Origin of the sequence: Methylobacterium guangdongense (genome assembly GCF_038442355.1) — a bacterium.
GTDB lineage: Bacteria > Pseudomonadota > Alphaproteobacteria > Rhizobiales > Beijerinckiaceae > Methylobacterium > Methylobacterium guangdongense.
This window is the reverse complement of the sequence record NZ_JBBXMX010000002.1, coordinates 255,664-267,923: the sequence shown is the minus strand read 5'-3', so window position 1 is coordinate 267,923 and position 12,260 is coordinate 255,664. Positions and strand designations below refer to the sequence as shown.

General features: G+C 72.0%; 9 protein-coding genes. 6 read left to right on the top strand and 3 right to left on the bottom strand.

Annotation, left to right across the window (positions count from 1 at the left end; genetic code table 11):
• Positions 1–17: 17 nt before the first annotated feature.
• Positions 18–500 carry a DUF721 domain-containing protein gene (locus AAHG09_RS05035; RefSeq protein ID WP_342105796.1) on the bottom strand — a complete coding sequence of 161 codons (483 nt, stop codon included), beginning with the start codon at positions 498–500 and terminating at the stop codon, positions 18–20.
• Between the two features lie 133 nt (positions 501–633).
• Between AAHG09_RS05035 and mutY the strand changes: the two genes are divergently transcribed.
• Positions 634–1,956 (top strand): A/G-specific adenine glycosylase, encoded by a 1,323-nt coding sequence (gene mutY / locus AAHG09_RS05030; RefSeq protein ID WP_342105794.1) that lies wholly within the window; start codon positions 634–636, stop codon positions 1,954–1,956.
• A gap of 147 nt (positions 1,957–2,103) precedes the next feature.
• On the opposite strand, the gene AAHG09_RS05025 is transcribed toward mutY, so the two are convergent.
• Positions 2,104–3,294, bottom strand: a complete 1,191-nt coding sequence (locus tag AAHG09_RS05025; RefSeq protein ID WP_342105793.1) for a site-specific DNA-methyltransferase — start codon at positions 3,292–3,294, stop codon at positions 2,104–2,106.
• A gap of 659 nt (positions 3,295–3,953) precedes the next feature.
• Here AAHG09_RS05025 and AAHG09_RS05020 point away from each other — a divergent pair.
• The 5 genes from AAHG09_RS05020 (at position 3,954) to AAHG09_RS05000 (ending at position 8,440) form a co-directional block, all read left to right on the top strand.
• Positions 3,954–4,304, top strand: coding sequence for a septal ring lytic transglycosylase RlpA family protein (locus AAHG09_RS05020; RefSeq protein ID WP_342105790.1), 351 nt, complete (start codon positions 3,954–3,956; stop codon positions 4,302–4,304).
• A 113-nt stretch (positions 4,305–4,417) separates the two neighbouring features.
• On the top strand, positions 4,418–4,732 hold the full coding sequence (locus tag AAHG09_RS05015; protein ID WP_012317725.1) for a polyhydroxyalkanoic acid system family protein: 315 nt from the start codon (positions 4,418–4,420) through the stop codon (positions 4,730–4,732).
• A gap of 80 nt (positions 4,733–4,812) precedes the next feature.
• A complete protein-coding gene (locus tag AAHG09_RS05010; protein WP_342105789.1) occupies positions 4,813–5,046 on the top strand; it encodes a hypothetical protein in 234 nt (77 codons plus the stop codon).
• A 57-nt stretch (positions 5,047–5,103) separates the two neighbouring features.
• Complete coding sequence (locus tag AAHG09_RS05005; RefSeq protein WP_342105787.1) at positions 5,104–6,906, top strand: ATP-binding cassette domain-containing protein; 1,803 nt, start codon at positions 5,104–5,106, stop codon at positions 6,904–6,906.
• Between the two features lie 43 nt (positions 6,907–6,949).
• A complete protein-coding gene (locus tag AAHG09_RS05000; RefSeq protein WP_342105784.1) occupies positions 6,950–8,440 on the top strand; it encodes a carboxypeptidase M32 in 1,491 nt (496 codons plus the stop codon).
• A 326-nt stretch (positions 8,441–8,766) separates the two neighbouring features.
• Here AAHG09_RS05000 and AAHG09_RS04995 read toward each other — a convergent pair whose 3' ends face one another.
• Entirely contained in the window at positions 8,767–12,243 is a 3,477-nt protein-coding gene (locus AAHG09_RS04995; protein ID WP_342105782.1) for an AAA family ATPase, read from the bottom strand.
• Positions 12,244–12,260 lie beyond the last annotated feature (17 nt).

Here is a 12,260-nt window from a genome sequence, read left to right as displayed (position 1 = left end):
CGACCGAATCGCCCCGCTCAACGCTCCGGGCGCGTCGCCACGGCCGCGGTGCCGAGACGGTCGAGGGCCGCGCGCAGGCCGTCATCGGCGATCCCGGCGACCGCCTTCTGCACCTCGACGGCCCGGGCCGGATCGATACGTGTGCGCCGTGCCTGCGGGCCACCCCGGCCGATCCGGTCCTGCTGCAGCACGATCCGCGAGACGCAGGCCCAACCGTAATGCGCGTTGATCCGCTGGATCACCACCGGAGCGAGGTGCTGCAACTCGATGGCGAACACACCCTCGACGCGCACCACCAGCGTGCCCGAATCCGGCACCGCGCCATCCTTTCGGCGGCGCTTCGGCCATTCGAGCCGGGACGGCCGGCAATAGCGGGCGAGCCGCTCGCCGACGATCTCCGGCCACGCGGCCAGGATGTCGGTGGAGGCAAAACCCTGCGCCGCGAAGGCCGGGCCGATGCAGCCCTCGATCAGTTCGGCCAGCGGTTTGACGCGCGCCATGGTGGTCCCGGCCCTGTGGATTCCACGAAGGTAGCGCAGGATGGTTGACGAAGGGAGGACGCCGCCGCGCTTTCGCCGCCCTATGATCGCCATCGGCGTCCGGCTATGCAGCATGGCCCCTGTCGACCCGATCATGCCGCCCCGCACAGCCACGGATCTTCAAGCGGTCGAACCGCGCGCCGACGACCTGCTCGCCTGGTACGACCGGCATCGGCGGGTCCTGCCGTGGCGGGCGCTCGCCGGCGAGGTGCCGGATCCCTACCGGGTCTGGCTCTCCGAGGTGATGCTGCAGCAGACCACGATCGCGGCGGTCCGGCCGTATTTCGAGCGGTTCCTCACGCGCTTTCCCGACGTGTTCGCCCTCGCGGACGCCCCCGAGGAGGCCGTGATGTCGGCCTGGGCCGGGCTCGGCTATTACTCCCGCGCGCGCAACCTGCACGCCTGCGCGAAGGCGGTCGCGGCGGCTGGCGGGCGCTTCCCCGACACGGCCGAGGGCCTGCGCAAGCTCCCGGGGATCGGCGCCTACACGGCCGGCGCAATCGCGGCGATCGCCTTCGACCGGGCCGAGGCCGCCGTCGACGGCAATGTCGAGCGCGTGCTGAGCCGGGCCTACGCGGTCGAGGCGCCCTTGCCGGGTAGCCGCCCGGAGATCCGCCGGATGACGCAGGCACTGGTTCCGGAGGACCGGCCGGGCGACTTCGCCCAGGCGCTGATGGATCTCGGCGCCACGATCTGCACGCCCAAGCGCCCCGCCTGCGCACTCTGCCCGTGGATGTCGCCCTGCCGCGCCCGAGCACTCGGGACGCAGGAGACGTTTCCGCGCAAGATCAAGGTCGCCAAGGGCGCTTTGCGACGCGGCGCGGCCTTCGTGGCGATCCGCAGCGGCGACGAGGCGGTGCTATTGCGGACGCGGGCGCCCGAAGGGCTGCTCGGAAACATGGCAGAGCCGCCGGGCAGCGCCTGGGAGCCGGATTACGACGTGGCCGGAGCCCTGCTGGACGCGCCCCTCGACGCCCGGTGGAAGCGTCTGCCGGGCCTCGTGCGCCACGGCTTCACGCATTTTCCGCTCGAGCTGACCGTCTTCGCGGCCCGGGTCGCACTCTCGACGCCGGCACCGGCCGGCATGCGGTTCACGCCGCGGAACGCCCTCGACGAGGAGCCGCTGCCGGGCCTGATGCGCAAGGTCCTGGCCCACGCCTTCGATCCGAAGCCGGAACCGGAGAAGAAGCCGCGCGGACGGTCGAAGAAGGAGCCGCCGCCGATGCCGCTGCTGGCGGCCATGGAGGCGCCGGTCTCGATGCCGGATCCCGAGCCGCGCCCGCGCATCCGGGCCGTGCCGAAGCCGCAGCCGAAGCCCGCGCCAGCGCCGCCGCCGGACGCCGACGATTTCCTGGACGGTGAGCCGGAGGCACCGCCGGCCGCGCCGCGCCGGCGGGGCACGGCGCGGCGGCGCTAGTCAGACGTCTCGGAAGGACCGGGTTTCCAAAGGGCTCAGCCCTTTGGTGGGGTTTGGGGCGAAGCCCCGGGATGTTCGCAGGGGCTCTGCCCTGCACCCGCCAATGGGCTGAGCCCTTTGGGATCCCATGACCGGGGAGGGAACGGATCAGCCGTTCGCCATCGCCTGCCGCAGGCCCGCGCGGTAGGTGTCGATCACCACCGGCTTGCCGCCGCGCTCCACGTGCCAGAAGGTCCAGCCGTTGCAGGCCGGCAGGCCCTGGACCAGGGCGCCGATCTTGTGGATCGAGCCGATCACCAGACCGTTGTCGAGCTGACCGTCCGGACGCACCGTGGCGCGGAAGCGGCGGCGCTCGTCGGTGACGATCTCGCCGGGACGGATGTGTCCGGCCTCGATCACCGACAGGAACGGCACCCGCGGCTCGGCGCGCTTGGTCGGCGCCACCATCAGGGCGGCCTTCGACAGGGGCTCCACGGTGGCGATCCGCGCGCGGGCCGCCTCGGCATAAACCGTCTCGCGCTCGATGCCGATGAAGCGGCGGCCGAGGCGCTTGGCGACGGCGCCGGTCGTGCCGGTGCCGAAGAACGGGTCCAGCACCACGTCGCCGGGGTTGGTCGCCGCGAGCAGCGTCCGCGCGAGCAGGGCCTCGGGCTTCTGGGTCGGATGGACCTTCTGGCCATCCGCACCCTTGAGCCGCTCCTCGCCGGTGCAGAGCGGGATGAACCAGTCCGAGCGCATCTGGAGGTCTTCGTTCCCCCCTTTGAGCGCCTCGTAATGGAAGGTGTAGCCCTTCGACTCTGCCGAGCGCGAGGCCCAGATCAGGGTCTCGTGCGCGTTGGTGAAGCGCTTGCCGCGGAAATTCGGCATCGGGTTGGCCTTGCGCCAGACGATGTCGTTGAGGATCCAGTAACCGAGATCCTGCAACGCGCTCCCGACTCGGAAGATGTTGTGGTACGACCCGATCACCCAGAGGGTCGCGTTCGGCTTCATCACGCGGCGGCAGGCGGCGAGCCAGTCCCGGGTGAAGGCGTCGTAGGACTCGAAGGTCGCGAACTTGTCCCAGTCGTCGTCGACGGCATCGACGCGGCTCTGATCGGGACGCAGCAGGCCGGCTTCGCCGAGCTGCAGGTTGTAGGGCGGATCTGCGAAAACGCAGTCGACGCTCGACGCCGGCAGGGCGTTCATGGCTGCGATACAATCCCCGACCAGCACTTGGTCGAGGGGCAGGGGACGCTGGGCGGGTACGAGACCCATCCGTGGCGCCGACGCGGGCCGCCCGGCACGCGAGACCTGTTTCCGGGCGACGACGTCGGCAGCCACGGTACGCGGGGAAGCCATGGCAAACACCGGTTACGCGACTGACCGGCAGACCATGCCCCCAACAGGGTAAAGGCGGCGTTCTCACATTTTCTCGACGTGCGTCCCGTTCTGGGGCTGCAGCTTTTGCCGGGTCCGGAACCCCGCACGGCGCGATCGCGTTAAGAATCCCTGACCACCCTCGGGGCCCAGTCGAGTCCGGAACGCATCACGCGGTGGTCCGCTGCCTCGATGACCGAGCACCGATTCGAGCTTGGCGCAGGCTGCGTCATCCGAGCAGGCTCTGAAAGCCGGATCGACTGATCGAGTTGACGTCAGCCTGACGCGGGCAGCACGCCCCCCTCGGATCCTGTGGACGATCGCGCGCTCGAGCTTGACGACTCGCGTCCACCTTAGTGGGATCCTGGGTCACGCTCAGCGCAAGGCTTAGGACACAATGCCTGACGGCGTGTGTCTGCGCCTCGCCTTGGGAAAAGCTTGCCTCATCCCGGCTTCGACTTGCGATCTAGTATTTCGAAGCAGATCCGGAAACGCTTTGTAACAAGTCCGCATGTAAACAAAATCCGACGCGAAACATCCGGCGGCACTACAACCGCAGCTGCAATCGAGCACCCGCCTTATTCCGGCCGATTTCCGAAACGACTGGCGCCGTCCCGAAAAAACAAGGGAATGCGCAAAGAATGACGTTTGGTTTCGGTAAGCTCGTTGTCTCGCTTGGAATGCTGTCCACCGTCATCGGAACGAGCCTCCCGGCCGCTGCGCAGAGCGGTGCGGCCTCCTGGTACGGGAGTGGTCATCGCACCGCGAACGGCGAGCGTTTCAACCCCAACGGACTGACCGCTGCCCATCGCAGCCTGCCGTTCGGCACCCGCGTCCGCGTCGAGAACACCCGGACCGGCCGCTCGGTGGTGGTTCGCATCAACGATCGTGGGCCGTTCGTGCGCGGCCGCATCATCGACCTGTCGCGCGGCTCCGCCCGCGCCCTGGGCATGGGCGGCACGACCTACGTGTCGCTGCACGTGCTGCACTGAGCGCGCACAAACGTCGGGCCGCCCCAGCGTGGAAGCGCGGGGCGGCCTCCGGGCGTTGTCTGGGGCGGATCGAGGCCCCATCTGCTGACGGGTTCAGCCCGGATCAGCGTCCCATGCCCAAGCCCCTCATCGTCGATATCCCGCACGACCTCGGCCGCGACGAGGCCAAGCGGCGCCTGGAGCATGGCACCGATCAGGCCCGGGCGTTCCTCGCCAAGAGCGGCATCACGGTGGACCAGCTCGCCTGGACGGGGGATCGCCTCGATTTCGGCGTGTCCGCCGTCGCGCAGAAAATCGCCGGCACGATCGATGTCGGCGCCGAGAGCGTTCGGCTCGAGGTGAAGCTGCCCTTCCTCCTCGCCCTGTTCGCCGAGAAGATCCAGAAGGTGGCGAGCAAGGAGGGCAACCTCCTGCTGACCAAGAAGTAGCGGCCCGGAACCGGACCGGCCGGGTCTTGTTTCCGCCCGAACGACGTGGGTCCACCACGTCGGTCTCGCGGAGGATGCCGATGCCCGATTTCACCCTCGCCGACCCGGGGCAGATCCCCGAAGTGCCGCCGCAGCCCGGTCCGGCGCCGGATCGGCCCTACGAGCCGCCGCAGGCCCCGACCCAGCCGCCCGGCCCGGAAATCCCCGGCAACACCCCGGCCGAGGCACCGGGCATCCAGCCGCCGGAGATCCCCGTGACTGATCCCGGCGGACCGGAGATCAGCCCCCCGGGGCCGGCGAACCCCGTCGCCTGACGGGAGGGCGGGGGCGCGGGTTTGAACGGTGAGCCCTGCGCTGCCATAAGCCGGCGCATGGCCGCTCCCCCGCTCCTGACTCTCCAAGACGTCGCGCTGACCTTCGGTGGCACGCCGCTCATCACCCGCGCCGAGATCACCATCGCGCCGGGCGAGCGGACCTGCCTCGTCGGACGCAACGGCTCCGGCAAATCGACCCTCATGAAAATCGCCGCCGGCCTGGTCGAGTCCGACAAGGGCCGCCGGTTCGTGCAGCCCGGCACGACGATCCGCTACCTCGCGCAGGAGCCGGACTTTTCCGGCTTCGCCACCACGCTGGATTTCGTCGAGGCCGGCCTGCCGCCGGGGGAATCGACCCACCGCGCCCGCTACCTGCTGGAAAGCCTCGGCCTGACGGGCGAGGAGGATCCCACAAAGCTCTCGGGCGGGGAGGGGCGGCGCACCGCGCTCGCCCAGGCGCTCGCCCCGGAGCCCGACGTGCTGCTCCTCGACGAGCCGACCAACCACCTCGACCTGCCGGCGATCGAGTGGCTCGAATCGGAACTGCGGAACACCCGCGCCGCCCTCGTGCTGATCAGCCACGACCGGCGGTTCCTCTCGGCCCTGTCGCGGGCCACGATCTGGCTCGACCGCGGCGAGACCCGCCGGATCGACCAGGGGTTCTCCGGCTTCGAGGCGTGGCGCGACGCCTTCTTCGAGGAGGAGGAGCGGGACCAGCACAAGCTCGACCGCAAGATCGCCGCCGAGGAGCATTGGCTGCGCTACGGCGTCACCGCCCGGCGCAAGCGCAACGTCCGCCGGCTGGGCAACCTGCACGAACTCCGGCAGAACCGCCGCGAGGTCCGGCGTCCGGTCGGCAGCGTCAGCATGCAGGCCTCGGATGCCGAATCGTCCGGCAGCTTGGTCGTGGAAGCCCGTGACATCGCCAAGGCCTATGGCGCGCGGACGATCGTCGACGGTCTGTCGCTGCGGGTGATGCGCGGCGACCGGCTCGGCATCGTCGGGGCGAACGGCGCCGGCAAGTCGACGCTGATCAACCTGCTGATGGGTCGGCTCGAACCCGATTCCGGGCAGGTCGTGCTCGGCACCAACCTGATGCCGGTGGTGCTCGATCAGGCCCGGGCTACGCTGGAGCCCGGCATGACCGTCACCGACGTCCTGACCGGCGGCCGGGGCGACAGCGTCACGGTCAACGGCCAGAGCCGCCACGTGATCGGCTATCTCAAGGACTTCCTGTTCACCCCCGAGCAGGCGCGTACGCCGGTCTCGGTCCTGTCGGGCGGCGAGCGCAACCGGCTGCTGATCGCCCGCGCCCTGGCGCAGCCGGCCAACCTCCTCGTCCTCGACGAGCCGACCAACGACCTCGACTTGGAGACCCTCGACCTGCTGCAGGAGATGCTCGGCGACTACCAGGGCACGCTGATCCTGGTGAGCCACGACCGCGACTTCCTCGACCGCGTGGCCGGCAGCGTTCTCGTCTCCGAGGGCGCTGGCCGCTGGGTCGAGTATGCCGGCGGCTACAGCGACATGCTGATCCAGCGCGGACAGGGCGTCGAGGCGCGCACCGTCGCGCCGAAGGCGAAGGAGGCCAAGGCCCGCGCCGCCGCGCCCGCGTCCACGCCAACCGCCAAGCCGAAGCTCGGCTTCAACGAACAGCACGAGTTGAAGACGCTGCCGGCCAAGATGCAGAAGCTGGAGGCGGCGATCGGCCAGCTCAAGACGATCCTGGCCGATCCCGACCTCTACGCCCGCGACGCCGCCCGGTTCGACAAGGCCTCGACCATGCTGGCGCAGGCCGAGACCGAGCTGTCGCAGGCCGAGGATCGCTGGCTGGAACTGGAGATGCTGCAGGCGGGGTGAGCGCCGAGCGCCGCACCTGTAGCCAAGACGGATCGGAGACCGCATGACCGCCTATCAGACCCTCGAACAGCGCTTCGCGCGGCTGGCGGCCCTCGAAGGTGCCGCCGGGATCCTCGGCTGGGACGCGCAGACCCTGATGCCGGACGGCGCGGCGGCGGCGCGGGGCGATCAGCTCGCGATCCTGCGCGGCCTCGCCCACGCCATGCTGACGGAGGCCGAGGGGGCCGCGGAGCTCGACGCCGCGGAGCGGGGCGGCGGCCTCGATCCCTGGGCCGCCGCCAACCTGCGCGAGATGCGCCGGGCGCAGGCCCATGCCACCGCGGTGCCACGCGATCTGGTCGAGGCGAGTTCCCGGGCGGTGTCCCGCTCCGAGATGATCTGGCGCGAGGCGCGGCGGGATTCGGACTTCGCCAAGCTGGAGCCGCACCTCGCCGAGGTGCTGCGGCTGCAGCGGGAGATCGGACAGGCCAAGGGCGCGGCGCTCGGGCTCGACCCCTATGACGCGCTGCTCGACAGCTACGATCCGGGCATGCGCCGGGCGACGATCGACCCGCTGTTTTCGGATCTGACCCGCTGGCTTCCGGACCTGATCGCCCGCGCCCGGGAGATCCAGGCGTCGCGCCCGGCGCCGCTGCCGCTCGCCGGCCCCTTCGACGTTGCGGTCCAGCGCGCCCTCGGCCTGAAGCTGATGGACGCGGTGGGATTCGATTTCACCCGGGGCCGGCTCGACATCAGCCTGCACCCGTTCTGCGGCGGCGCCACCGACGACGTCCGGATCACCACCCGCTACGACGAGGCCGATTTCGGCCGGGCCCTGATGGGCGTGCTGCACGAGACCGGCCACGCCCTCTACGAGCAGGGCCGTCCGGAGGCGTGGCGCAACCAGCCGGTGGGCTCGGCCCGCGGCATGAGCCTGCACGAGAGCCAGTCGCTCATCGTCGAGATGCAGGCCTGCCGGAGCCGGGAATTCTTCACCTTCCTGGCGCCGCTGCTGCAGGAGGCGTTCGGGCGCTCGGGGCCGGACTGGTCGCCGGAGAACCTGCACGCGCTCAACACCCGGGTCGCGCCGGGCTTCATCCGGGTCGATGCCGATGAGGCGACCTATCCGGCGCACATCCTGCTGCGCTATCGGCTGGAGACCGCGATGATCGCGGGCGACCTCGCGGTGCGGGACCTGCCGGGGGCGTTCAACGACGGCATGCGGGAGCTTCTGGGCCTCACCGTGCCGGACGACCGGGTCGGCTGCCTGCAGGACATCCACTGGCCGAGCGGCGCCTTCGGCTACTTCCCGACCTACACGCTGGGGGCGCTCGCGGCGGCGCAGCTGTTCCGGGCCGCCCGGGCGGCCGAGCCGGCGCTGCCGGATTGTCTGGCGGAGGGCGATTTCGCGCCGCTGCGGCGCTGGCTGCGCGCGAACGTGCATGAGGTCGGCAGCCTGCTCGGCACGGACGAGATCCTGACCCGCGCCACGGGGGCGCCGCTCGGCACGGACGCGTTCCGGGCGCATCTGGAGGCGCGGTATCTCGGGGGGTGATGGCCACACGCCCTGCTCCGCCCCCCGCAGAGCTACGACGCTTACATATCTCTGGTCGACACCGACGCAGGTGAGGGAGCGCAACCTGCCCCCTCTCCCGAGCGGGAGAGGGTTGGGGTGAGGGAGGAGAACCCACAGAATCGAGCAGGCGACTGACGCGGGTCGAAGGCGCGCCTCTTTCGGACGGGCCTGATCCCTCACCCTGTCCCTCTCCCGCTCGGGAGAGGGGACCCGCGCTCAATCCTGAAGCCCTGGTGCCGTCGTCGTTCGACGCCGCCATCGGACCTACGCGATCCTTGGTAGCGGGCGCAGAAGGTTGAGCCCCATCAAAGCGCCACGATATCCACCGCCTCCCCCAGCCGATCCCGGGCGATCTCGGCCACGTGGCGGTGGTGGGTGAACAGGATCGGCTGCACGCTGGCGCCGATCTCCGCGAGTGCGTCCAGGCCGTACCCGGTGCGGGCCTCGTCGAACGTCGAGAAAAGATCGTCGCCGATGAACGGCGCCGGCTCGGCGCGCCCGGCGTAATCCTCCAGATAGGCGAGCCGCAGGGCGAGGTAGAGCTGGTCGCGAGTGCCCTCGCTCATGCCCTCGATCGCCACCTGACCGCCGCCCGCGCGCTGCCCGGCGAGCTTCGGGGTGTCGTCCTGATCGAAGGTCTGCGCGAGGCCCGAGAAAGCGCCACCGGTGAGCGACCGGAACAGCGCCCCGGCGCGGGCCACCAGGGGATCCTGCTGCCCGGCCCGGTGCCGGGCCACCGCCTGACCGAGCATCAGCCCGGCCAAGCGCAGCACCGCCCAGGATCGGGCCGCCCCTTGGAGATCGGCCTCCGCGGCCTTGCGCTCGGCGAGCGCCAGCTCGGCCCCGGTCCCGCCTTCGAGTTCCGCCCGGCGCCGCTCGGCCCGGTCCCGGTCCGAAAAGATCACCCGGCCGCGCTCCTCCTGCTCCTCGGCCTCCTGGGCGAGCCGTGCCAGCTCGGCCTCGATCGCCTCCGGAGAGAGCGCATCGAGCCCGGCGCGCAGGTCCGCCTCGGGCAACCCGTCCGCCGCCCCAGCGAGATTGGTGCGGAGGCGAAACAGTTCGGCGCGCAGCGTCTCCCGGGCCCGCAGCCGACCGAACACAGCCTCGATCTCGGGCATCGGCGCCTCGACACGGTCCGGCATCGCCCCGGCGAGGTGGCGGCTGAGCGCCGCGCGCGCCGCCCCATGCTGGTCCGCGGCGGTGCGGCTCGCCGCGGCGGCCTCCGCCAGTCGACGGTCGAGGTCGGCCCGCCGGGCTTCCCGGTTCTGGGCAGCGACGAGGCGGGCGTGCAGGGCGCGCACCGCCGCGGCGGGGCTCTCCTCGGCGAGATCGGGTGCGAGGGCCTCGACCAGGGCGGCCGCGTTCGCCCGGAACGCCTCCCGGTCGCGCCGGATGCCGGCGGCCCGCCGGTCCAGGGCGGCGCGCTCGGTGAGCCGGTCGGGCACCGCCCGCCACGCCTCCAGGGCGCTCTCGGCCTCCTCGGGCCGGGCCGCAGAGTCGAGGCCGAGGGGCTGGATCGCCCCAGCCCATTCGGATTGCCATGCGGATCGGCGGCCCTCCGCCTCCGCGCGGGCCGCCTCCAGCCGCTCGACCGCGGCGCGGGCGGCGTGCAGCAAACCGCCGGTCTGCAGGCTCGCCTCCCAGCGGCTCGTCAGGGTGGCGACCCGCGCCTCGAACCGCTCCAGGCGCGCGCCGAGGTCGAGATCGGGCTCCGGCTCCAGGCCGGCGCGGGTCCAGAGATCGGCGATGGGCGCTCCGGCGGCCGCGATGACCGCGGCGACCCGGTCCCGCTCGATCCGCTGATCGGCGAGGCGCTGCTCGGCCTCGATCAGGCTCTCGACCTCGCCGAGCCACGCCGCCATCTCGGCCGGTGATCCGGGGGCGATGCCGGCCGCCCGCCACGCCTCGCGCCACGCCGCCTCGCCCTCGGCGATCTCGGCGACGATACCCGCCAGGCTGCCCTCGGCGGCCGCCAGCTCCGCCTCCTCGGCGGCGAGGCGGTCGCGGTCGGCCGCATGCGCGGCGACCCGGGCGGCATCGCCGGCACGCTCGTCGGCGAGTCGGTCCGCGTCGAGGAGCGCGCGCTCGAAGGCGGCGATGGACGCAGGCTCGATACTCCGCCCCGCCACCAGGGCATCCCGGAGCGGCGCGAAGGCCGCGTCGCGCGTGGCGCGAAACGCCTCGACCCGCTCCCAAGTGGCGATCGGCCGGCCGGCCTCGCGCTCGCGCAGCCGGTCCCGGGTGGCGGCGGCCTGCCGGCGGGCCGCGTCGCGCTGGTCCGCGGCCCGCTCGCGCTCGCGGGTCTTGCCGTCGAGGAGGGCGCGGTAGGCCGCCACCGTCTCGGGCGAGGGCAGGGGCATGTGGACGAGGGCGGCGCGGTCGGCGATCGGCGGCACCAGCCGGGCGGCCTGATTGCGCAGCAGCGCCGCCTCCCGCCGGATCGCGCCGTCGAGGGTGTCGTGCGCCTCGATCCGCTCGCGCAGGCGGCCAAGGGGCTTCAGCGCCTCGCGCAGCGGGGCCGGATCGCGCGGTGCGCCCGCCGCCTCGATCTCCCCGACCAGACGGTCGCGCTCGGACAGAGCCGTCGCGCGGTCGCGGGCGAGCTGATCCTCGGCGGCCGCCAGGGTCCTGTGCTCGCGGATCAGACGCTCGATCCGCGCCCGGGCGGCGTCGCTCGGCTGGCCGGCCTCTAGGGCCGCGAGGTCGGCGATCCCGATCCGGGCGCGCAGCCGGTCGAGATCCAGGCCGACCTTGTGGGCGTCGCCCTCGATCCGCGGCAGGTCGGTGCCGCCCTTCTCGAATTCCTTGGTGCCGCTGAAGGCCGCCAGGATCGCGTCGGCCCGCAGCGTCAGCCCCGGCTCGACCGGCACAGCCTCCGCCTCGGCGCGGGCGCGGGCCAGAACGGCTTCGGCCCGCTCGGCCTCGACATCCGCGAGGCGGCATTGTTCGAGGGCGGCGCCGAGCCGGTCGATCCAGGCCGGATCCGCGTCGATCAGGCCATCCTCGGCTGCGATGCGCTGCTCCAGGGCGTCGATCTCGCCGAGGAGCGGCCGGACCCGCTTGAGCCGCTCCAGGCGGGCGCGGGCGACCGCGATAGTCTTCTGCTCGGCCCGGAGGGTGTCGAGCTGGACGGCCGCGGCGGCGATCTCGTCGTTCAGGGCACGCCAGTCGCCGGAGCGCAGGGTGGTGTCGCGGATCGCCCGCCGGGCGGTCTCGTGGCGCTCCAGGGCCTGATAGAACGTCCGGTGCTTGGCCTGCCGCGGGGCGAAGATCGTATCCGCCTCCTCGTCCAGGGTTGTCTGCAGTTCCGTCAGGCCGCGCAGGCCCGAGCCCGCCGCGAACAGGCTCGCGCCGACCTCGCCCTCGACATCGACCATCTCGCGCCCGCCCGCCCGCAGGCTCGCGGCGTCGAGGCCGAAGGCGCGGCAGAACACGGTCCGCGAGATGCCGCCGAGGAACGGCGCCAGGGCATCGTCGGGGATCGGCGCGTCGGCGGCGTCGATCAGGGTGCGGGCATTGCCCTTCCGGCGGCGGAAGCTCAGCCGGCGCCCGTCCGTGGCGGCGATCTCGGCGCCGAGGCGCAGCAGGGGCATGTCGTGCTGGAAGGCGTACGGTGTGGATTTCCCGAAGCCGAACAGCAGGTCGGTGACGGCCGCGAGCGCCGTGCTCTTGCCGGCCTCGTTGGCGCCCAGCACCACGTGCAGGCGCGCATCCGGCCGGAACGCGAGCGCGCGGTCGGTGAAGGCGCCGTAGCGCTCCAGGGCGAGGTGGATCAGGCGCATCGGGGCTCTCGATCCAC